Here is a 19,907-nt window from a genome sequence, read left to right on the forward strand (position 1 = left end):
CCGGGCGGGTCGGGCCATCCGGTCGGGCCGCGGGGTGGTGGACGGTCGCGGTCCGACGGCGCTGGAGCGAGGGCCACGGGTACCGGGGTGAGGGAGGCCGGCGGCGCGGGCCCACCGGGTCTCCGGCGCGACCTGCCGCGCCGACCTGCGGGCACGGTGGCCGTACCTCCTGGTCACGGCCGGCCGTGACCAGGAGGTACGGGGATCCGGTTCGGGAGGCGGCGGCGGTCGGCCGGGGTGCACTCCGGGCCCGGTAGTCATCGGTGGTCCCGCCCTTGCCGGACCGGGGCCGCGCTCTCCCGTGGCGGTGACCGGCGGGGCAGCGAGTCCGGGCAGCGAGTCCGGGTGGCGGCGGTGACGGGTTGACCGCTTCCGGTGCGGTCGGGAGGCGGTCAGGCGACCACGGTCACCGTGCCGGCGCCGCCGTCGATCTCGACGGGCACGCCGAGCGGCACGGTGAGTTGGCCCTCGCAGTGGCCGAACCCGGTGTCGGCGACGATCGGCACCCCGAGGTCGCCCAGCCGGTCGGCGAGCACGGCGGAAGGGTCGCCGCACCCGGTCCACGAGCCGAGGACGAGGCCCGCGACCTGGTCGAACCACCCCGAGCGGCGCAGGGCGGTGAGCATCCGGTCGAGGCGGTAGGGCTCCTCGTTGACGTCTTCGAGCAGCACGATCGCGCCCGGTGGCGGTGGGGCGTCGAGGAGGCTGAGGTTGCCGCCGACGGCGACACCGCGGGCGACACCGGGCACCAGGCCGACCCCGCGGTAGGCCGTGACGCCGGTGAACAGGGCGGCGCGCAGCCGTTCGCGGGCGTCGGTGTCCTCCACGAACGCCCTGGTGGCGACCATCGGCCCGAACCAGGTGGGCACGCCGTGCGCCCACAACCGCTCGTGCAGCACGGTCGTGTCGCTGGAGCCGACGAAGACCTTGCGCCGGGCGGCGACCGCCGTCCAGTCGACCAGGTCGACCATGCGCAGGCTGCCGTAGCCGCCCCGCGCGCACAGCACCCCCGCCACCGACGGGTCCGTCCATGCCTGTTCGAAGGCCCGGGCGCGGTCGGCGTCGTGGCCGGCGAGGTAGTCCAGCGTCGGGTGGGTGTCCAGCGCGTGGGCGTCCACCCGCACGTCCAGGCCCCACTTGCGCAGCCACGCGACCCCGGCGTCGAGGAGTCCGGCCGGGCACGGTCCCGCCGGGCTGACCACGACGACCCGGTCCCCGGCCCGCAGCAGCCCGGGCCCGGGGACGGCCGCACGGGCCGCCCCCGGCACACCGGACGTCATCGGCGCAGCTCCAGCACCGCGACCCCCTCGGGGGTGAACCCGAACACCTGCCCGTAGAACGACAGCTCGGCCTCCAGCGCGGCGACGATGGTCTCCGCCTTGCGGAACCCGTGCTGCTCGCCCTCGAACGTGAGGTAGGCGTGCGGGATGCCGGTGCCGTCCAGCGCGGACGCGAACCGGTCGGCCTGCTCGGGCGGGCAGATCTCGTCCTCCAAGCCCTGTAGCAGCAGCACGGGCCCGGCCAGCCGGTCCACGCGGTGCGACGGCGACCGCTCGGCGTACCGGTCGGCCGCCTCGGGCCACGGCCCGACCAGGCCCTCCACGTAGCGGGACTCGAAGTCGTGGGTCTCGCCGCCCGCGCCGGTCCAGCCGGCCAGGTCGAGGATGGGGAACGCGACCATGCCGCACCGGTAGGTCTTCACCGAGGTCAGTGACGCCGCGGAGGTCCAGCCGCCGGCGCTGCCGCCGCGGATGGCGAGCCGGTCGCCGTCGGCGTCGCCGGCGTCGGCCAGGGCTTGGGCCACGGCGGCGCAGTCCTGCACGTCGACCACGCCCCACTGCTCGCGCAGCCGTTCCCGGAACGCCCGGCCGTAGCCGGTGGAGCCGCCGTAGTTGACCGCGACCACGCCGATGCCGCGGCTGGTCAGGTAGGCCAGCTCGGCGTCGAGCACGGGCGAGGAGCGGCCGGTGGGCCCGCCGTGGACGTGCACGACATACGGCGGTTTCTCGTCGTCGGGCCCGGCGAAGTCGGGGTTGCGCGGCGGGTAGACGTAGGCGGGGACGTCGCCGTCGGGGCCGCGGAACACGCGTTCCTCGGGCACCGGCAGGTAGTCGACCGGCAGCGTGGACCGCCCGGAGGTGTGCTCGGTGAGCACCCCGGTGGACAGGTCCAGCGACACCACGGCGGACTCGGCCCGCGGCCCGGCCGCGCCGCTGACGACCACGCCGTCGTGCACGGCCAGGTGCGCGTGCCAGACGGGCAGGTCCACGTCGACGTCGGTGACGGTGCCGCTGCGCTCGTCGAGCACGGCCAGCGCGCCGGAGCGCAGCACGGCGTAGCGGCCGGGGTTGATGGTGGCGAACCAGCGGTTGCCCAGCCGCCACATCGGCCCGCCGAGCTCCTCCGCGCACGGCGCGAGGTTCTTCCTGGTGCCGTCCAGGCCGATGCGGAACAGGTTCCACCAGCCGTCGGGGTCGGTCAGCGCGAGCAGCGAGTCGCCCTCCCACTCGACCTGGCACACGGCCTCGGACTCGCCGCCCGCGAGGACGCGGTGCTGCGAGGAGCCGACCTCGGCCACGCACAGCTCGGTGCCGTCCCACGGCATGCGGGGGTGGTCCCAGCCGATCCAGGCGTAGTGGCGGCCGTCGGGCGAGAGCCGCGGGCCGGTCATGAAGTGGTGGCTGGCGGCGAGGACGCGGGGCGGGGAGCCGTCCAGCGGCAGCGCGACCAGGTCGCGGCGCACGTCGGTGCGCGCGTCGCCGGTCACGGTCTCGCGCACGCACCACACCTCGGTGTGGCCGGGTCCGGCGGTGAGGTCGCCGTAGCGGTGGCCGTGGTGGCGCTCGGGCTCGGGGCTGAGCGGGACGGGACGCGGGTCGTCGGGGTCGAACACGTAGACGCGCTGGTCGTCCCAGTTGGTGAACGCCGCCCGCGTCCCCTCGGGGGTGTCCAGCACCACCCACGGCCGGCCGCCGTACTCGTGGACGCGGTTGCGCGCGTTCCACGGCGGCGGCAGCAGGTCCTGCCCGTCGCGCACCAGCGCGACCCGGCCGCCCTCGGCGGGGCGTCCCTCGGCCCACCAGGGGCGACCGTCGTGCAGGTCGACCCAGTGCGGGCCCCCACCGGCCGCGGCGGCGTCGGCCGCGCTGATGGGCGATGTCCACGTTCCGTACGGTGCGATCTTCACCACGCGGCCGACCTTATCGGTGCGGGTGGCGGGCCGGTCAGCGCCGATCGACCGGCGGTGGCGTTCGCCGTCGGGGAAAAGCGCGGGGGCAGGGCTGCCGATCTTGCTCGCGTGGCCTAGGGTCTTCGTTGTCATGGCACGCGTCATCCACGTATTCCGCCAGCCCGACCGGTTCGTCGCCGGCACCGTCGGGCAGCCTGGCGAGCGCACGTTCTACCTGCAGGCCTCCGAGGAGGCCCGGCTGGTCAGCGTGGCGCTGGAGAAGCAACAGGTCGCCGTACTCGCCGAGCGCATCGGCTCGCTGCTGGAGGAGGTGCACCGGCGGTTCGGCGCGGAGGTACCCGACGCGGTCCCCGAGGACCTCCGGGACACCGAACCGCTGGCGGTGCCGGTCGAGGAGGAGTTCAAGGTCGGCACGATGGGGCTGGGCTGGGACGCGGAGTCCCGCGCGGTGGTCATCGAACTGCTCGCGATCACCGAGGAGGAGGTCGACGAGGCGGTGGTGCTCGACGACACCGAGGAGGGTCCGGACGCGGTGCGGGTGTTCCTGAGCCCGGCGGAGGCGCGGGCGTTCGCCGAGCGCGCCGACCGGGTGGTGCGGGCGGGCCGCAAGCCGTGCCCGCTGTGCGCGGAGCCGCTGGACCCGGAGGGTCACGTGTGCCCGAGGCAGAACGGCTACCGCCGTTCGGACGAGGGCTGAGCGCGGCGGTGGGTCCGGCGGACGACGGGGTGCTCGATTTACTGCGGCGCGGCCGCATCGAGGTCGAGGGCCGGTTGGTGGACGCGTCGAACGCGACGTTGTTCTGCGGGATCAGCCTGGACGGCGTGACCGCGCAGTGCGTGTACAAGCCGGTGCGGGGCGAGCGTCCGCTGTGGGACTTCCCGGACGGCACGTTGGCGGGTCGCGAGGTGGCGACGTTCCTGGTGTCGGAGGCGGCCGGGGTGCACCTGGTGCCGCCGACGGTGCTGCGGGAGGGCCCGTTCGGGTCCGGCATGGTGCAGTTGTGGGTGGAGACCCGCGAGGACGACGACCTGGTCGACATCGTGCCGGTGGACGAGGTGCGGCCGGGGTGGCGTTCGGTGTTGCGGGCGCACGACCGCTACGGGGAGCCGGCGGTGCTGGTGCACGCCGACCACCCGCGGGTGCGGTTGATGGCGGCGTTCGACGTGGTGGTGAACAACGCCGACCGCAAGGGCGGTCACGTGCTGCACGCGGTCGACGGCGCGGTGTACGGGGTGGACCACGGGATCTGCCTGCACGGCGACGACAAGCTGCGCACGGTGTTGTGGGGTTGGTTGGGCGAGGAGCTGCCCGAGGAGGCGGTGGAGGCGCTGCGGCGGCTGCGGTCGGGGTTGGACGGCGGGTTGTCGGACCGGCTGCACGAGCACCTGACGCGCGCGGAGGTGCGGGCGTTGACCGAGCGGGTGGAGAAGCTGCTGGCGGCGGGGGTGTACCCGGAGCCGTCCACCGAGTGGCCGGCGATCCCCTGGCCGGCGTTCTGACCGGGGCCGACGCCGCCGGGTCGATCCGGCGCGGGGATCTTCTGGCGGGCCGGGTCGGTGTTGTCTACTTGCCGCGTGGGCGTCGAACTGCGCGAGGTGACCGCCGCGGACGTGTTGGTGTTCTTCGAGCACCAGCGCGACCCGGAGGCGGTGCGGATGGCCGCGTTCACCTCGCCGGACCCGTCGGACCGGGCGGCGTTCCTGGTGCGGTGGGCGCGGATCCTGGCCGACGACTCGGCGGTGGCGCGGACTGTCGTGTTCGACGGCGAGGTCGTGGGCCACGTCGGGAGGTTCACCCGGTTCGGTGAGCCCGAGGTGACCTGCTGGATCGACCGGGAGCACTGGGGCAAGGGGTTGGCGACGGCGGCGTTGGAGCTGTTCCTGCGCGCGGAGCCGCTGCGGCCGCTGTACGCGAGGTCGGCGGTGGACAACCTGGGGTCGCTGCGGGTGCTGGCCAAGTGCGGGTTCGTCGCGGTCGCCGAGGACGTGGGGTTCGCCGCGGGCCGCGGTGAGGACGTGGAGGAGTTCATCCTGAGGTTGGACGGTTGATGACGTCGTTGCGGGACCGCATGGTGCGCCGCTTCGGCCCGGGTGTGGGTTCGTGGCTGGAGGGGTTGGACGCGCTGGTGGCGGGGTTGTGCCGGGACTGGGGCCTGGAGGTGGTGCGGCCGTTGTCCGGGGGCACCTCGCACGCGCTGTGGTGCACGCGTGGTGGTGAGCCGGTGGTGTTGAAGGTGACGCCGGAGCCCGCGATCTCGGTGCAGGAGCACACCGCGCTGCGGGCGTGGGAGCCGTCGCCGCGGGTGGTGCGGGTGCTGCGGGCGGATCCGGCGCGGGGCGCGTTGCTGTTGGAGGGCCTGGTGCCGGGCACGCCGGCCGCGGACGGGCCGGGGCTGGCCGAGGTGCTGCACGCGCTGCACGTGCCCCCGCGGGAGGGGTTCCCGCCGTTGAGCGATCGGGTGGACTTCATCTTCGGCGTGCTGCGCCGCCGCCACCTCGGTGACCACGACGCGGCGCACGCGCGGGCGGCGCGGTTGGCCCGCGACCCGGTGCGGGCGACGTTGCTGCACGGCGACCTGCACTTCGGCAACGTGCTGGACGCGGGAGGGCGGGGGCTGGTGGCGATCGACCCGCGGCCGTGCGTGGGCGACCCGGCGGTGGACGCGGTGGACCTCGCCTACGCCTCGCCGGACCTGCGGGACGGGATCGAGCGCTGGTCGGCGGTGGTGGACGGCGACCGGTTGGCGGCGTGGTGCGAGGTGTTCGCGGGGTTCTTCCCCGACCACCCGTCGGTGGCGGCGGGCCGGTAACGTCGCCGGCCGTGCGATCACACGACTACGGCCGCGACGTGCTGTCGGGCCGCAAGCGCAGGACGGTGCCCGAGGTGGTGGCCGAGGTCGGGCTGGTGGTGGAGGACCCGGCGTCGGGGTTCTGCGGCGCGGTGGTGCGGTTCGAGCACGGGCAGGTGGTGCTGGAGGACCGGCGGGGACGTCACCGGCTGTTCCCGCTGCGCCCGGCGGGGTTCCTGGTGGACGGGCAGCCGGTGACGTTGGTGCGGCCCGCGCCGACCCCGCCGAAGCCGGCGCGCACGGCGTCGGGGTCGGTGAAGGTGGAGGGGCTGCGGGCCCGCACGGCCCGCGACAGCCGGATCTGGGTGGAGGGCCTGCACGACGCGGAGCTGGTGGAGCGGGTGTGGGGGCACGACCTGCGCGTGGAGGGCGTGGTGGTCGAGCCGCTGGACGGGGTGGACGTGCTGGCCGACCGGATCGCGGCGTTCGGCACGGGCCCGGGCCGCCGGTTGGGCGTGCTGGTGGACCACCTGGTGGCGGGCAGCAAGGAGTCGCGGCTGGTCTCGGCGATCTCCGACACCAACGTGCTGGTCACCGGTCACCCGTACGTGGACGTGTGGCAGGCGGTGAAGCCGTCGTCGGTGGGGATCGCGGCGTGGCCGGTGGTGCCGCGGGGCGTGCCGTGGAAGGAAGGGGTGTGCGCGGCGCTGGGCTGGGGTGAGCCGCACGAGGGGTGGCGTCGGGTGCTGGCGGGGGTGTCGGGGTTCCGGGACCTGGAGACGCCGTTGATCGGCGCGGTGGAGCGGTTGATCGACTTCGTGACCGAGCCCGGGGCCTGAAACCCCACCGGCGGTCGCGGAAAGTGCGAGGATGGAGCGGTGGCCGCGCTGATCTGGTTGGTCCTCGGTGTCGTCCTGGTGGCGGCCGAGATCCTGTCGGGCGACTTCGTGCTGGTCATGCTGGGTCTGGCCGCGTTCGGCGCGGCGGGGGCGTCGGCGTTGGGCGCGGACGCGGTCGTCAGCGCGATCGTGTTCGGCCTGGTGTCGTTGGGCCTGGTGGCGGGCGCGCGGCCCGCGATCAGGCGCCGGATGGCGCTGGGGTCCGGGCACAAGTCGGGCGTGGAGGCCCTGGTGGGCAGCACGGCGATCGTCGTGTCCACTGTGGACGGCCACGGGGGTAGGGTGCGGATCGGCGGCGACGTGTGGTCGGCGCGGTCGTTGGACCGCGAGGTCATCGAGCCCGGCGCCGAAGTCACTGTCGTCGAGATCTCGGGCGCGACCGCAGTGGTGCTGTCCGGGGCCTGAGTGGAGGCTGGGAGAGTTGACCACGACGCTGATCGTCATCGCGGTCCTGGTGTTGTTCGTGCTGGTTGTCATGGTGAAGTCGGTGCTGGTGATCCCGCAGGCCACGGCCGCGGTGATCGAGCGGCTGGGCCGGTACCGCACGACCGCCGCGCCGGGGTTGAACATCCTGGTGCCGTTCTTCGACCGGGTGCGCGCGCGCATCGACCTGCGCGAGCAGGTGGTGTCGTTCCCGCCGCAGCCGGTGATCACCCGCGACAACCTGACGGTGTCGATCGACACGGTCGTCTACTTCCAGGTCACCGACCCGCGCGCGGCGGTGTACGAGATCTCGAACTACATCGTGGGTGTGGAGCAGTTGGCGACCACGACGCTGCGCAACCTGGTGGGCGGGATGAGTTTGGAGGAGACGCTGACCTCCCGCGACCAGATCAACAACCAGTTGCGGGGTGTGCTGGACGAGGCGACGGGCCGGTGGGGCATCCGGGTGGCGCGGGTGGAGCTGAAGGCGGTCGACCCGCCGCCCTCGATCCGGGACTCGATGGAGAAGCAGATGCGCGCGGACCGGGAGAAGCGCGCGATGATCCTCAACGCCGAAGGCCAGCGGGAGGCGGCGATCAAGTCCGCGGAGGGTCAGAAGCAGGCGCAGATCCTGTCGGCGGAGGGCGCGAAGCAGGCGGCGATCCTGGGCGCGGAGGCGGAGCGGCAGTCGGCGATCCTGCGGGCGCAGGGTGAGCGGGCGGCGCGTTACCTGCAGGCGCAGGGTCAGGCCAAGGCGATCGAGAAGGTGTTCGCGGCGATCAAGGCGGGCCGGCCGACGCCGGAGGTGCTGGCCTACCAGTACCTGCAGACGTTGCCGCAGATGGCGCAGGGTGACGCGAACAAGGTGTGGCTGGTGCCGTCGGACTACGGCAAGGCGCTGGAGGGTTTCGCGAAGATGCTGGGCGCGCCGGGCGAGGACGGGGTGTTCCGCTACGAACCGCCCGCGCACGAGGAGCCGGTGACCTCGTCGCCGGAGCGTGACGACCCGTCGGTGGCGGACTGGTTCGACACGGCGCCGGACCCGGCGGTGGCCGAGGCGGTGCGCGCGGCGGAGGCGGTGGCGCGCAAGGAGGTGCCGGGGCCGTTGGAGCAGCCGCCGGTGGAGCGCGGGGTGGACCGGGGCACGTTGGGTGCGGCGCCGCCGGCGCGGGAGGTGGCGTCCGGGCAGCCGGAGCCGCCGGGGGCGATCCCCGGTTCGTGATCTTGGACGCAGTGGTGGGGCGTCGGCGGTGTCGCCGGCGCCCCTTTTCGCGTGGTGGGGACGGGTGCGGGTGGTTCGGGGGCACGGGCGGGGGTCTCGTGGGGCGGGCCGGGGTGCGGTTGGATGTCGCGGTGGACGCTTTACCCGGTCGTGCGGCGGCCGCGCTGGCCCGTGTCGACGTCCCGTGGCCCGCGCGGTGGGACGAGTTGGCGTCGGTGGTGGCCGAGCTGTCGGCGGTGGTGCGCGCCGGGTCCGGGGAGCGGGTGGCGCGGGAGCTGGCCGAGGTGTTGGTGGCGGCGGCGCAGGGCGGCGCGCAGCGGGCGGCGTTGGCCGGGTTGGTGGACCGGGTGCTGGACCTGCACGCGGTGGCGTGCGCGGCGGAGCCGTCGGTGGACGGGCCGGGGTTGGCGGCGTGGCTGTTGTGGTTGCAGACGGGGTTCGCCGACCCGCCGGAGGTGCGGTTGGCGGCGTACGCGTCGTCGTTGGGCGAGGACGGGTTGGCGTTCTACCGGGCGCGGGCGGTGGAGCGGTTCGAGCGGCTGCCGGTGATCGGGTTCGGCGCGACGGGCCGCTACGACCGGGAGCGGTGGGCGTTGCTGCGGGTGATGGAGGAGTTGGCCGAGCACACCGGTGACGTGGACCTGCAGGTGTTGGTGTTGTCGCGGGACCTGTCGTCGGGGTGGCACTACCTGCAGGTGGCGACGGTGTTGCGGGACGCGGGCCGGTCGGCGGAGGCGGTGTCGTGGGTGGAGCGGGGGCTGGCGGCGACGGGCGGGCGTGGCGCGGCGACCCGGTTGGTGGACCTGGGTGTGGACGAGTGCCTGCGGGCGGGGTGGGCGCGGCGGGCGGTGCGGCTGCGGCAGCGGGCGTTCCTGGCGCACCCGGTGTGGGAGGGGTACGTGCGGCTGCGGGAGGTGGCGTCGGCGTGGGGTGACTGGCCGGCGGTGCGCGAGGAGGTGTTGGGGCGTCTGGCGGAGGGTGCGGGGGACGTGCTGCGGCGGGTGGTGCAGGCGGAGGTGGACGCGGTGGGCGGCGGGCCGGTGCCGGAGTGGTTGCGGCGGTGGAGCGAACGGGTGACGGCCGGTCCTGAGCGTTGAACTCGGGGGTTCTGGACGTAGGACACGGGTGACGTGAACGTAGGACACTCGCGTTCTGGAGGTAGGACTCGCGCGGGGGTCAGGGGTAGGCGGGTGGGCGGCGGTCGGTCCAGGGGCGGGCGCGTTCGAGTTGGCCGGCGGCGGTGAGGATCGTGGCCTCGTCGTCGGTGGCGGCGACCAGTTGCACGGCCAGGGGCAGGCCGGTGCGGGTGTGGCCGGCGGGGACCGCGGCGGCGGGGTTGCCGGTGATGTTCCACAGGTGCAGGAACGTGGTCATGCGGTCGGCGGCGAGCAGGGCGGCGACGGCGGGTCGCCGGTTCCACTCGCCCACGCGCAGGGGCGGCCGGGTGAGCACGGGTGTCAGCAGCAGGTCGTGGTCGGCGAAGAACCGGTTGGCGTCGCGGGTGAGGGTCTCGGCCTGGGCCAGGGCGGCGCGGACGACGGGTGCGGGCAGGGCGCGGCCGAGGGCGGCGACGGCGCGGGTGCGCGGGTCGAGCCGGTCGGGCCGGTCCAGGGCCTGCTCGCCGGTGGCGGCGCTGTGCAGGTAGCGGGCGGCGAACCCGGCGGGCCCGGCCAGGTCGTGCAGGTCGCGGTCGATGCGGGTGACGTCGTGGCCGAGGTCGGCGAGCAGGCCCGCGGTGTCCAGGACGGCGTCGCGGACTTCCGGGTCGACGCCGATGCCGGGCCCCCAGGGGCGCAGCGAGACGGCGATGCGCAGGGTGCGGGTGCGGGTGACGGCGGCGGTGTGGTCGCCACCGGGCGCGAGGACGTCGAGGAGCAGGGCGGCGTCGGCGACGTGGCGGGTGATGGGCCCGGCGGCGACCAGGCCGTGCCACACGTCGCGGTCGGGGGCCAGCGGCACGCGGTCGCGTTGCGGTTTGAGCCCGAACAGCCCCGTGCACGCCGCGGGGATGCGGATGGAGCCCGCGCCGTCGGTGCCGATGGCCGCGCCGACGAGGCCGGCGGCGACGGCGGCGGCCGATCCGCCGCTGGACCCGCCGGGCGAGTGCTCGGGCGACCACGGGTTGCGGGTGGCGCCGGCCCAGCTGGACTCGGTGTAGGGCCACAGCCCCAGTTCGGGCATGCGGGTGCGGCCGACGACGACGGCACCGGCGGCACGCAGGCGGCGGACGATCTCGGCGTCGGCGGGCGCGGTGGTGTCGACCGCGGCGGTGCCCTTGGTGGTGGGCAGCCCGGCCAGGGCGAGGTCTTCCTTGACCGCGACGGGCACGCCCAGCAGCGGCGCGTCCTGGCCGCGGGCGCGGCGGCCGTCGGCCTGGTCGGCCTCGGCGAGGGCGCGGTCGGCGAACACGAGCCGGAACGCGTTGAGGGCCCGGTCGTGCCGGTCGATGCGGCGCAGGCACTCGGCGACGAGGTCGCGCGAGGTGAACGCGCCCGATCGCAGCAGCTCGGCCTGTCGGGCGGCGCCCGCGAAGCACGCGTCGGTCAGGTCCATGGGCCGGACTCTAGGGCAGTCGAGGCCGGGAGTGGATCAGGCGGCGGGGGTGACCGGGTCGTGCCGTCGGCCGCGACGCCGCACGCCGCGGTGCACGAGCAGGGCGATCAGCAGCAGCGGCCACGGGAACGGCAGGGGCGAGGCGATCCAGGCGACCGCGAGCACCAGCAGCACGACGGGCAGCAGGGGCGGTCGGTGCCGTGCGGGCGGGCCCGGCGGCGGTGTGGGGGCGGGCAGGTCGGCGGTGAGCGGCTCGAGGTCGTGGCGGTGGACGGCGCGGTAGGCGGCGGCGATGCGCTCGTCGGCCTCGGCCAGGGTGAGCCGTCCTTCGCCGACGGCGTCGCGCAGCCGGGCCGCGGTCCGGTCGCGCTCGCTGTCGGAGGCCCGCTGCGGTGGTGTGGGGTGCATGGTGTCGATGCTCCGGGTGGCGGGGCGTCACGGCGTCGGCCACGAAGCGGTGACGGGAACTACGTCCGTGGACGTACGCGGGAGGGGCATGATCGGGGGTATGTCGTCGTGGCTGATGCCGGTGGCGGTGGCGGTGGTCATCGTCTGGATTGGCGTGCGCCATGCGCGCGCGTCGCGTTCGGAGACGTTGTTGGACGACCACGCGCGGCGGCGGGTGGGTGCGGACGCGGGTGCGGCCGCGGCACCGGTGTCGGTGTGGCGGGAGGCGAACCGGCTGTTCCGGGCCGGTGAGCAGGAGGGGTTGCTGCTGTTGGCCGAGATCGGCAGGCAGGCCCCGAAGCGGCGGCAGGCGGTGGTGACGGCGTGGTTGGCGGCGTTGCGCGGCGGGGTGAGCCGGGGGTTGGACGCGCCGTGGCGCACGGCGGTGCAGCGGGAGCTGGTGTCGCACCTGCGGCCGGGTGAGGACTTCTGGCCGGGGATGGACGTGGTCGCGCCGGGGGCGATCCTGGTGGACTTCGACCTGTCGGGGTGCCGGGTGAACCGGGTGGACCTGATGGGCGCGGTGTTCGTGGGCGACGCGCGGTTCGAGGCGATGACGGTGACCGGTGACGCGAACTTCGCGGGGGCGCGGTTCCTGCGGCACGCGGTGTTCACCGACGCGTTGTTCGCGCGGTCGGCGTCGTTCGGGTTGGCGGTGTTCGCGGGGAACGTGTCGCTGCGGTCGGCGCAGGTGGCCGACCAGTTGGTGTTCGCGCGGGCGAAGGTGTCGGGCCGGGCGGACCTGCGGGCGGCCGAGGTGTCGGGGCGGGCGGACTTCCGGCACGTGCGGTTCGGCGGCCGGGCGTTGTTCGGCGAGGTGGTGTTCCACCAGGACGCGTGGTTCCGGCACGCCTGGTTCCGCGGTCGCACGGACGTGGGGTCGGCGTTGATCGGCGAGGCGGCGGAGTTCGGCAACGCCCGCTTCGGCCGCCGCGTCCTGCAGTGACCGCCCCGGGCCGGCCGGCGGGCCGGCCGGCGGTGGGTCAGGCGGTGCGGGTGCGGTGGTCGGCGACGTGGACGCGGTTGGCGCAGCGGGTGGTGCAGAAGCGGCGGCGGCCGTTGCGGGAGGTGTCGACGTAGACGGTGCGGCAGCCGGGGCGGGCGCAGCGGCCCAGCCGGCCGGGGTCGGCGCAGACGGCGTGGGCGAGGCCGGCGGCGGTGAAGGCGCGGACGCGGTGGGGTGTGGGCGCGTGTTCGGGGGCGAAGTGCAGGTGGGGTGGCCGGTCGTCGTGGGTGGAGATGTAGGGCTTGGCGGCGGTTTCCGCGAGCAGGGCGTTGACCAGGTCGACCTGGTCGGGGGTGTGGTCGAAGACGGGGGAGAGGCGGGCGGCCCAGGCGGTCAGCTCGCGGGCCTGGTGGTCGTCGAGGTGGCCGAGGGGTTTGTAGCCGTGGTCGCGCAGCAGGGCGAGCAGGTCGTCGGCGGTGCTGTCGGGGTCGGCGTTGACCAGGGCGGCGGCGAGTTCGGCCGCGGCCCCGCCGTAAGGGTTGAAATGCACTGAACCATGACACCACGCTGGTGGGGTGAACACCAGATGCCCCTGTTGCGGGTGGCCCAGTGCCGAGCGCGTGTACCCGGTTTCGTCACACGGGCGCGTCGACTACGTGCGGTGCGTGTGCGGCGTGTGGTTGGTGGTGGAAGCCGGGCGGGTGGTGGCGACGGCGGGCAGACCGGGATCGGCTAGTGTCCCCTCCCCGTGACGAGCCGTCGGGACCTGCTGTGCGACTGTGCGATCTCGGTGCTGGCGGCGGAGGGCGGTCGCGGTCTGACGCACCGCGCGGTCGACCGGGCGGCCGGGGTGCCGGAGGGCACCACCAAGAACTACTTCCCCACGCGGGACGCGTTGCTGGGCGCGGCCGCGGCACGGATGACGGCGCTGCACGCGGCGGCCGTGCGGCGGTTGCGGGAGACGACACCGGAGGGCATCACACCCGCGGAGGTGGCGCAGCTGTACCCGGCGCTGCTGCGGCGCGCCGTGGTGGAGGACCCGACTCAGTTGCTGGCGATGGCCGAGCTGTACCTGGAGGCGGTGCGCCGACCGGGTGTGCGGGCGGCGCTGGGTCGGATGGCGGTGTCCAACGCGCGGGCGGGCGCGGCGCTGCACGCGGCGGCGGGGCTGCCGAGCACGACGCGGGACGCGGGCTTGTTGGACGCCTACTTCCTGGGCGTGGCGGTGTCGTTGTTGGCGTTGCCCGCCGAGGCGTTGCGCGAGGTCGGCCTGGACGACCCGCACGCGGTCGGGTCGGGCCTGTTCCGGGCGGCGGTGCCGGGCCCGTCAGCCGACGGGGACGAGCCGCCGCACCGCGGTGGCGACGAGTTCGGTGACCCGGGTGGCGGCCGCGCCGCAACTGGCAGGCCGGGTGGCCGGTAGGTCGCGGCTGTCGACGGTGACGTGCCAGGCGCGACCGTCGGCGTGGTGGACGGTGTCGCCGCGCACGGTGAGCACGTCGCGGTGTTCGCCGGTGAGGTCGCGGACGGCGAGCTCGGCGACCTGGCCGCGCGGCGGGTGGCTGGAACGGCCCCGGCAGCGGTCGGTGACGACGTGGCCCGCCGCGGCGCGGTCGAGCAGGCGTGCGGCGAAGTCGACGTCGAGGCGGCCGTAGGTGTAGCCGGTGGGCAGCAGCACGCCGGTGGGCGCGAAGCGGTGACCCCCGGTGTGGGTGCACTCCCAGACCGTGTCGGGTCGCGTCGCGGCGAGCGCTTCGGCGAGGGGACGGCCCCGCAGGGCGCAGCACACGTCGCGACGGCTGTTGGCGCACACCAGCAGCAGCGGCCCGGTGACCGGGGTGCCCAGCCCGGTGGGTTCGCCCGCGGCCAGCGCCGCCAGGTCGAGGTCCAGCAGCGCGGCGGGGTCGTCCACGTCGGCCTGCTCGAGCCGGGGCCGGCCGGGGGTGGTGGAGGCGAGGTAGACGCGGCGGGGCGCGTCGTGGTGGGTGTCGGCGTGGCGGCCGGGCCGGCGGATCAGCAGCACGCGCACGCCCGCGTCGGCGGCACGACGGGCGAGCTCGGCTCCCAGGGCCGGGTCGAGCCTGCTCTGGGTGAGCGCGTCACGTCCCCACGGCCCGGGTTGTTCGAGGCAGATCCAGGCGGCGGCGGTGGCGGCGGTGCCCGCCTGGGGTTCCTCCAGATCCGCGGAGATCGCGGCGCAACGCGGCTCGGTCACGTGCCCAGGGTGCCCTGGGGAAGCCGTTCGAGTGACATCGGGGGGTGGATTCACACGTTCGGACGTCCGGCGGTCGCCGAGGGTAGGCGGTGTTCGCGACGGGTGGACGCCATCGTGTCCGCCGGCGACGTAGGTTCGGACCATGATGATCACGGGCGAGGCGGCGGGCGTGCGGTTCGTGGCGGCCCCTCCGGCACGGGGCGGTCGACGACTGGTGCTCGTCTGGCACCTGTTGGGGGAGCCCGGGACACCGGAGGCCATGGCCGAAGCGCTGCCGTTGGCCGGCCTGGACGCGTGGCGGCTGTACGCGGCGCTGCCGCCGTGGGGCGAAGGCCCGGACCCGGTGGCCGACGGGTACGTGCCCGTGGTGGAGTCGGCGGTGGCCGCCGTGCCCGCCCTCGTGACGGCCGCACGGCAGGAGCTGGGCTGCGACGACGGGCCGGTGGACCTGGTGGGCGGTTCGGCGGGCGGGCACGTGGCGTTGACCACGGCGGTGCGGGAGGTGGTGCCGGTGCGGCGGGTGGCCGTGGTGAACCCGGCCGTCCGGGTCGAGGCCGTGGTGGAGGCGTCGATCGCCGTGGGCGCGCTGGAGTCCTACACCTGGACGGACGCCTCACGCGCGGCGGCCGAGCCGCTGGACGTGCTCGCACGCGCGGCACACCTGGACCTGCCGCTGCTGGTCGTGCGCGGCGAGGACGAGTACCCGGCGTTCCGGCCGGTCCAGGCCCGGCTGTGCGCGGCCGCGCCCGACGCGCGACTGGTGGACGTACCGGGCCTGGCGCACATGCTGGTGACCGCGCAGGACGTGGTGGACTCGGAGGTGACGGCGTGGCTGGGCTGATCGTGGTGACGGGCGGGAGCCGGGGCATCGGCGCGGCGGTGGTGCGACGGGTCGCCGCGGACGGCCACCGGGTGGTCATCGGCTACCGGACCGCCGCCGACCAGGCACGGGCCCTGGCACGGGAGGTCGACGGGATCGCGGTCCGCGCGGAGGTCTCCGACGAAGCCGACGTCGACGCCCTCTTCGACGCCGCCGCCACCCTGGGCCAAGTGACCGGGGTCGTGATCAACGCCGGCATCACCAGCCCCGTCGGGCCACTGGCCCGGCTGCGGACCGAGGACCTGCGCCGGGTGATCGACGTCAACGTGGTGGGCGCGCTGCTGTGCGCGCGGCGGGCCGCACGCGACCTCGACGCGGGCGGGTCGATCGTGTCGCTGTCGTCCGCGGCCGCGACGCTCGGCTCACCGGGCGAGTACGTGCACTACGCCGCGAGCAAGGCCGCGGTGGACGCGATGACCGTCGGCCTGGCCAAGGAGCTGGGCCCGCGGGGCATCCGGGTCAACGCGGTCGCGGCGGGCACCGTCCGCACCGGGATCCACGAGCTGTCCGGCGTGCCCGACCGACCCGACCGGGTGGCCCCGGCCATCCCGCTGGGCAGGCCCGGCGAGCCCGAGGAGATCGCCGAGGCGGTGGCGTGGCTGCTCAGCGACGCCGCCTCGTTCACCACCGGCGCGGTGCTGCGCGTCGCCGGGGGACTGTGAGCACACCCGCCCCGCGACGCCGAACGGCACGTCGGCCACCACCACCCCGGTACTACTGTCACGGCATGGTGCGACAGCCGGCCGACCCCGAAGCCGACGACCTCGTCCTGTCCGTCACCACCGCGCGACCGGTGCCCCTGACCCCCGACATCGTGCTGCGCACCGCCGACGACGTGATCCCCCTGTGGGAACGCACCGGCACACCCGAACCGCCGTTCTGGGCGTTCCCCTGGGCCGGCGGCCAGGCACTGGCCCGTTACGTGCTCGACCACCCCGAACTGGTCGCGGGCCGCCGGGTGCTCGACCTCGCCTCCGGCTCCGGCCTGGTCGCCGTCGCCGCCGCCCGCGCGGGCGGCCGCGTCACCGCCAACGACGTCGACCCCGTCGCCACCGCCGCCATCGCGCTCAACGCCCGCGCCAACGACGTCACCGTCACGATCACCCCCGGCGACCTGCTCGACACCGAACCCGACACCGACGTCCTCCTGGCCGGCGACGTGTTCTACGACCGCGACATGGCCGCCCGCGTCGAACCCTTCCTGCTCGCCGCCCACCGCCGCGGCGCACTCGTCCTGGTCGGCGACCCCCAACGCTCCTTCATGCCGAAAGGCTGGACCCGCGTCGACGCCTTCGAGGTGCCCGTACCCCGCCACCTCGAAGGCGTCACGGTCAAGACCACCACCGTCTGGCGGCCCTGACACGCCCGCGAACGAGCGTCAACGCCGCGCGAACCGGTCCGTCGCGGCCAGCACCGCCTCCGCCATCCCCGGATCCGACACCGCGTGCGACGCCTTCGGCACCACCACCAGCTCCGCGTCCGGCCACGCACGCGCCAGCTCCCACGCCGTCCCCAACGGACCCTGCATGTCCCACCGGCCGTGCACCAGGATCGCCGGGATGCCGTGCAACCGCTCCACGTCCCGCATCACCTCGCCGTCGGCCAACCACGCCCGGTGCCGGAAGTAGTGCGCGCACAACCGCGCGAACGCCATCCGCCACGCCGGGTCGGACATCCGCGGCCCCGGCTCGTGATCCGGGTCCAACGACACGATCGAGGACTCCCACGCCATCCAGTCCGTCGCCGCCTTCTCCCGCACCGCCGGATCCGGGTCGTTGAGCAGCACGTCGTAGGCCGCCACCAGATCGGTCGCCCCCTCACCCGCACCCTCCCGGAACCGCGACCACTGCTCCGGGAAGAACATCCCCAACCCGCGGTAGAGCCAGTCGATCTCCGCGTACCGGCTCGTGGTGACCGCGACCAGCACGACCTCCGTCACCCGCCGCGGGAACGACTGCGCGTACCGCAGCCCCAACGTCGAACCCCACGACCCGCCGAACACCATCCACCGCTCGATGCCCAGGTGCTCCCGCACCCGCTCGATGTCGGCCACCAGGTGCGCCGTCGTGTTCACCGACAAATCCGTCGCGTACTCGCTCGCGTGCGGCCGACTGCGACCGCTGCCGCGCTGGTCCAGCAACACGATCCGGTACGCCTCCGGGTCGAACTGCCGCGCCATGCCGGGGGAGCAGCCCGTGCCCGGCCCGCCGTGCAGGCACACCACCGGCTTGCCCTCCGGGTTGCCGCACGTCTCCCAGTACACGAGGTTGCCGTCCCCGACGTCCAACATCCCGTGCTCGTACGGCTCGATCACCGGGTACATCCACCCCTCCTCACAGATACAACAGCACTGTTATATTAGGGGAGTGGACCACGCACCCGCAGCCCAATTCCTCGGCACCCGCCTGCGCCACCTCCTCGACCTCCTCGAAAGCGACCTCGCCCGCGTCTACACCGACCTCGGCCTCCCCGGCTTCCGACCCCGCTACACCCCCGTCATCCGCCTCATCCACACCCGCGGACCCCACTCCATCCGCGACCTCGCCGACACCATCGGCGTCACCCACTCCGCCATCAGCCAAACCGTCAACCAAATGCGCCGCGACGGCCTCGTCCACCTCCACCCCGGCCCCGACGCCCGCACCCGCATCGTCCACCTCACCGACCACGCCCACACCCTCCTGCCCACCCTCGACGCCGAGTGGACCGCCACCACCGCCGCCGCCCACGACCTCGACGCCGAACTGCCCCACCCCCTCACCACCCTCGTCGACGCCGCCCTGCGCGCCCTGCACGACAAACCCCTGCGCGACCGCGTCCACCACCACCTCCGCACACCCACCTGACCCACACCCTCACCGCCCGTGCAACGCCACCAACTCCGCACCCAACCGCGCCAACTCCACCCGCACCTCCTCCGACTCCACCACCTCCACCAACCCACCCCACCCCGCCAACACCTGCGCGATCATCAACGCCGTCGTCGCCGACAACCGCACCCGCGACCGCCCCTCCACCTCCGACACCACCTCGCAATGCCGCCCGAACTGAGCCCGCAACACCCGCACGAACCGCGACTCCACCGACACCACCGCAGACACCGACGACCGCCGCCGCTCCACCTCCGACACCACCCGCCCCCACGCCACCCCCAGATCGAACCCCTCAGGCCGCTCGAACACCTCATCCGTCACCCGAGCCGACACCACCCGATCCACCCGGAACGTCCGCTCACCCCCACCCGTCCCCGCCACCAAGTACCAAACCTCGTCCTTGTCCACCAACCCCCACGGCTCCACCACCCGCTCCGACCGCACCCGCCCACGCCCCTCGTACACCAACACCACCCGCCGACGCCCCACCACCGCCTCCTCCAACACACCCACCAACCCCGGCCGCACCCGACCGACCCCACCCCACCCCGCCACATCCACCACCACCGCGTCCGCCGCCGCCCGCGCACCCTCCCGGAACGTCTCCGGCAACGCCCGCACCAACTTCCGCAACGCCGCCCGCACCTCAGCCGACCCCGACGCCGCCGGACCCACCAACAAGAACAACGCCCGCGCCTCCGCCGCCGTCAACCCGCTCAGATCCGTCCGCCCACGCCCCACCAACCGCCACCCACCACCACGCCCCGCCTGCGGGTACACCGGCACACCCGCCGACGACAACGCCTCCAGATCCCGACGCGCCGTCGCCACCGACACCTCCAACTCCGCCGCCAACTCCGCCGCCGTCACCCGACCCCGCGCCTGCATCACCAACAGGGCCGCCACCAACCGATCCGCACGCATGGCCCCAGTCTCACCGCAAAGTGCTCACAACGTGAGCACTTCACCCACCACAGTGGGGGACAAGCGACCACCACGACCCCACGAGGACACCCCATGCTCCGCGGACTCACCACCACCAGCTTCTTCGCCGACGACCTCGACGCCGCAGCCACCTGGTACACCCGGTTCCTCGGCGTCGAGCCCTACTTCACCGTCCCCGGCGGCTACACCGAATTCCGCATCGGCGACTACGAACACGAATTCGGCATCGTCAACAGCCGCTACGCACCCCACGACGTCCACACCGGCCCCGCCGGCGCCATCACCTACTGGGCCGTCGACGACCTCCACGCCACCCTCGACCGCCTCACCGAACTCGGCGCCACGCCCCACGACCCACCCACCACCCGCGGCGACGGCTACGCCACCGCCAGCGTCATCGACCCCTTCGGCAACATCCTCGGCATCATGACCAACGCCCACTACCACGCCATCCTCGACCGCACGACCCACCACCACACCCCCTGACCACCCCGAAGCACAGGGGCTGTACCGATTCCGCGAAGC

General features: G+C 74.4%; 23 protein-coding genes. 15 read left to right on the forward strand and 8 right to left on the reverse strand.

The annotated features are described in order from the left end of the window. Window positions 1-392 precede the first annotated feature (392 nt). Both LZG04_RS22555 and LZG04_RS22560 read right to left on the reverse strand, forming a co-directional pair. Window positions 393-1,280 (reverse strand): LD-carboxypeptidase, encoded by an 888-nt coding sequence (locus LZG04_RS22555; RefSeq protein ID WP_233819843.1) that lies wholly within the window; start codon window positions 1,278-1,280, stop codon window positions 393-395. Continuing rightward, window positions 1,277-3,190, reverse strand: a complete 1,914-nt coding sequence (locus LZG04_RS22560; RefSeq protein ID WP_233819844.1) for a prolyl oligopeptidase family serine peptidase — start codon at window positions 3,188-3,190, stop codon at window positions 1,277-1,279. Before LZG04_RS22560 ends, LZG04_RS22555 begins: the two co-directional genes overlap by 4 nt. Before the next feature lie 130 nt (window positions 3,191-3,320). Between LZG04_RS22560 and LZG04_RS22565 the strand changes: the two genes are divergently transcribed. The 8 genes from LZG04_RS22565 (at window position 3,321) to LZG04_RS22600 (ending at window position 9,620) form a co-directional block, all read left to right on the forward strand. Then, window positions 3,321-3,887 (forward strand): DUF3090 domain-containing protein, encoded by a 567-nt coding sequence (locus LZG04_RS22565; RefSeq protein WP_233819845.1) that lies wholly within the window; start codon window positions 3,321-3,323, stop codon window positions 3,885-3,887. A gap of 8 nt (window positions 3,888-3,895) precedes the next feature. Further along, window positions 3,896-4,690 carry an SCO1664 family protein gene (locus LZG04_RS22570; protein WP_374202854.1) on the forward strand — a complete coding sequence of 265 codons (795 nt, stop codon included), beginning with the start codon at window positions 3,896-3,898 and terminating at the stop codon, window positions 4,688-4,690. A 75-nt stretch (window positions 4,691-4,765) separates the two neighbouring features. After that, window positions 4,766-5,239 (forward strand): GNAT family N-acetyltransferase, encoded by a 474-nt coding sequence (locus tag LZG04_RS22575; protein WP_233819847.1) that lies wholly within the window; start codon window positions 4,766-4,768, stop codon window positions 5,237-5,239. Beyond that, window positions 5,239-6,000 (forward strand): aminoglycoside phosphotransferase family protein, encoded by a 762-nt coding sequence (locus LZG04_RS22580; RefSeq protein WP_233819848.1) that lies wholly within the window; start codon window positions 5,239-5,241, stop codon window positions 5,998-6,000. Before LZG04_RS22575 ends, LZG04_RS22580 begins: the two co-directional genes overlap by 1 nt. Window positions 6,001-6,011: 11 nt before the next feature. Further along, entirely contained in the window at window positions 6,012-6,818 is an 807-nt protein-coding gene (locus tag LZG04_RS22585) for a DUF3097 domain-containing protein (protein WP_233819849.1), read from the forward strand. 39 nt (window positions 6,819-6,857) lie between these two features. Continuing rightward, window positions 6,858-7,283, forward strand: coding sequence for an NfeD family protein (locus LZG04_RS22590; RefSeq protein WP_233819850.1), 426 nt, complete (start codon window positions 6,858-6,860; stop codon window positions 7,281-7,283). 70 nt (window positions 7,284-7,353) lie between these two features. Beyond that, complete coding sequence (locus LZG04_RS22595; protein ID WP_233819927.1) at window positions 7,354-8,523, forward strand: SPFH domain-containing protein; 1,170 nt, start codon at window positions 7,354-7,356, stop codon at window positions 8,521-8,523. A gap of 131 nt (window positions 8,524-8,654) precedes the next feature. After that, window positions 8,655-9,620 (forward strand): hypothetical protein, encoded by a 966-nt coding sequence (locus LZG04_RS22600; RefSeq protein WP_233819852.1) that lies wholly within the window; start codon window positions 8,655-8,657, stop codon window positions 9,618-9,620. Window positions 9,621-9,699: 79 nt separating this feature from the next. Here LZG04_RS22600 and LZG04_RS22605 read toward each other — a convergent pair whose 3' ends face one another. Next, window positions 9,700-11,076, reverse strand: coding sequence for an amidase family protein (locus LZG04_RS22605; RefSeq protein ID WP_233819854.1), 1,377 nt, complete (start codon window positions 11,074-11,076; stop codon window positions 9,700-9,702). A 36-nt stretch (window positions 11,077-11,112) separates the two neighbouring features. Next, the gene (locus tag LZG04_RS22610; protein ID WP_233819856.1) at window positions 11,113-11,484 is read right to left on the reverse strand and encodes a DUF1707 domain-containing protein; all 372 of its coding nucleotides are present in this window, start codon (window positions 11,482-11,484) and stop codon (window positions 11,113-11,115) included. Window positions 11,485-11,584: 100 nt separating this feature from the next. Between LZG04_RS22610 and LZG04_RS22615 the strand changes: the two genes are divergently transcribed. Beyond that, window positions 11,585-12,469, forward strand: coding sequence for a pentapeptide repeat-containing protein (locus LZG04_RS22615; RefSeq protein WP_233819859.1), 885 nt, complete (start codon window positions 11,585-11,587; stop codon window positions 12,467-12,469). Between the two features lie 37 nt (window positions 12,470-12,506). Here the strand turns inward: LZG04_RS22615 and LZG04_RS22620 are convergent, their stop codons facing one another. Then, window positions 12,507-13,019 carry a CGNR zinc finger domain-containing protein gene (locus tag LZG04_RS22620; RefSeq protein ID WP_233819866.1) on the reverse strand — a complete coding sequence of 171 codons (513 nt, stop codon included), beginning with the start codon at window positions 13,017-13,019 and terminating at the stop codon, window positions 12,507-12,509. Window positions 13,020-13,217: 198 nt separating this feature from the next. Here LZG04_RS22620 and LZG04_RS22625 point away from each other — a divergent pair, with 198 nt between their 5' ends. Further along, the gene (locus tag LZG04_RS22625) at window positions 13,218-13,892 is read left to right on the forward strand and encodes a TetR/AcrR family transcriptional regulator (RefSeq protein WP_233819868.1); all 675 of its coding nucleotides are present in this window, start codon (window positions 13,218-13,220) and stop codon (window positions 13,890-13,892) included. On the opposite strand, the gene LZG04_RS22630 is transcribed toward LZG04_RS22625, so the two are convergent. Continuing rightward, window positions 13,797-14,684 (reverse strand): sucrase ferredoxin, encoded by an 888-nt coding sequence (locus LZG04_RS22630; protein WP_233819869.1) that lies wholly within the window; start codon window positions 14,682-14,684, stop codon window positions 13,797-13,799. The genes LZG04_RS22625 and LZG04_RS22630 overlap by 96 nt on opposite strands. Before the next feature lie 142 nt (window positions 14,685-14,826). Here LZG04_RS22630 and LZG04_RS22635 point away from each other — a divergent pair, with 142 nt between their 5' ends. The 3 genes from LZG04_RS22635 (at window position 14,827) to LZG04_RS22645 (ending at window position 16,924) form a co-directional block, all read left to right on the forward strand. Beyond that, window positions 14,827-15,525 carry a hypothetical protein gene (locus LZG04_RS22635; RefSeq protein ID WP_233819870.1) on the forward strand — a complete coding sequence of 233 codons (699 nt, stop codon included), beginning with the start codon at window positions 14,827-14,829 and terminating at the stop codon, window positions 15,523-15,525. Further along, on the forward strand, window positions 15,513-16,226 hold the full coding sequence (locus LZG04_RS22640) for an SDR family oxidoreductase (protein WP_233819871.1): 714 nt from the start codon (window positions 15,513-15,515) through the stop codon (window positions 16,224-16,226). Before LZG04_RS22635 ends, LZG04_RS22640 begins: the two co-directional genes overlap by 13 nt. A 65-nt stretch (window positions 16,227-16,291) precedes the next feature. Then, window positions 16,292-16,924, forward strand: coding sequence for a methyltransferase (locus LZG04_RS22645; protein ID WP_233819872.1), 633 nt, complete (start codon window positions 16,292-16,294; stop codon window positions 16,922-16,924). A gap of 18 nt (window positions 16,925-16,942) precedes the next feature. Here LZG04_RS22645 and pip read toward each other — a convergent pair whose 3' ends face one another. Beyond that, the gene (gene pip, locus LZG04_RS22650) at window positions 16,943-17,887 is read right to left on the reverse strand and encodes a prolyl aminopeptidase (RefSeq protein WP_233819873.1); all 945 of its coding nucleotides are present in this window, start codon (window positions 17,885-17,887) and stop codon (window positions 16,943-16,945) included. A 43-nt stretch (window positions 17,888-17,930) separates the two neighbouring features. On the opposite strand from pip, the gene LZG04_RS22655 reads away from it, so the two are divergent. Continuing rightward, window positions 17,931-18,410, forward strand: a complete 480-nt coding sequence (locus LZG04_RS22655) for a MarR family winged helix-turn-helix transcriptional regulator (RefSeq protein WP_233819874.1) — start codon at window positions 17,931-17,933, stop codon at window positions 18,408-18,410. Between the two features lie 9 nt (window positions 18,411-18,419). On the opposite strand, the gene LZG04_RS22660 is transcribed toward LZG04_RS22655, so the two are convergent. Next, window positions 18,420-19,361 carry a YafY family protein gene (locus tag LZG04_RS22660; RefSeq protein ID WP_267937342.1) on the reverse strand — a complete coding sequence of 314 codons (942 nt, stop codon included), beginning with the start codon at window positions 19,359-19,361 and terminating at the stop codon, window positions 18,420-18,422. A gap of 93 nt (window positions 19,362-19,454) precedes the next feature. Between LZG04_RS22660 and LZG04_RS22675 the strand changes: the two genes are divergently transcribed. Next, on the forward strand, window positions 19,455-19,868 hold the full coding sequence (locus LZG04_RS22675) for a VOC family protein (RefSeq protein ID WP_233819876.1): 414 nt from the start codon (window positions 19,455-19,457) through the stop codon (window positions 19,866-19,868). Window positions 19,869-19,907: the final 39 nt, after the last annotated feature.

The sequence above is a fragment of the Saccharothrix sp. S26 genome, assembly GCF_021390395.1.
Taxonomy (GTDB): Bacteria; Actinomycetota; Actinomycetes; order Mycobacteriales; family Pseudonocardiaceae; genus Actinosynnema.

What these genes read in the sequence shown, in the direction of transcription:
- LZG04_RS22555 (WP_233819843.1), bottom strand. Translation starts at nt 1,280, where the DNA reads ATGACGTCCGGTGTGCCGGGGGCGGCCCGTGCGGCCGTCCCCGGGCCC.
- LZG04_RS22565 (WP_233819845.1), top strand. Translation starts at nt 3,321, where the DNA reads ATGGCACGCGTCATCCACGTATTCCGCCAGCCCGACCGGTTCGTCGCC.
- LZG04_RS22580 (WP_233819848.1), top strand. Translation starts at nt 5,239, where the DNA reads ATGACGTCGTTGCGGGACCGCATGGTGCGCCGCTTCGGCCCGGGTGTG.
- LZG04_RS22595 (WP_233819927.1), top strand. Translation starts at nt 7,354, where the DNA reads ATGGTGAAGTCGGTGCTGGTGATCCCGCAGGCCACGGCCGCGGTGATC.
- LZG04_RS22605 (WP_233819854.1), bottom strand. Translation starts at nt 11,076, where the DNA reads ATGGACCTGACCGACGCGTGCTTCGCGGGCGCCGCCCGACAGGCCGAG.
- LZG04_RS22610 (WP_233819856.1), bottom strand. Translation starts at nt 11,484, where the DNA reads ATGCACCCCACACCACCGCAGCGGGCCTCCGACAGCGAGCGCGACCGG.
- LZG04_RS22615 (WP_233819859.1), top strand. Translation starts at nt 11,585, where the DNA reads ATGTCGTCGTGGCTGATGCCGGTGGCGGTGGCGGTGGTCATCGTCTGG.
- LZG04_RS22635 (WP_233819870.1), top strand. Translation starts at nt 14,827, where the DNA reads ATGATGATCACGGGCGAGGCGGCGGGCGTGCGGTTCGTGGCGGCCCCT.
- LZG04_RS22645 (WP_233819872.1), top strand. Translation starts at nt 16,292, where the DNA reads ATGGTGCGACAGCCGGCCGACCCCGAAGCCGACGACCTCGTCCTGTCC.
- pip (WP_233819873.1), bottom strand. Translation starts at nt 17,887, where the DNA reads ATGTACCCGGTGATCGAGCCGTACGAGCACGGGATGTTGGACGTCGGG.
- LZG04_RS22660 (WP_267937342.1), bottom strand. Translation starts at nt 19,361, where the DNA reads ATGCGTGCGGATCGGTTGGTGGCGGCCCTGTTGGTGATGCAGGCGCGG.
- LZG04_RS22675 (WP_233819876.1), top strand. Translation starts at nt 19,455, where the DNA reads ATGCTCCGCGGACTCACCACCACCAGCTTCTTCGCCGACGACCTCGAC.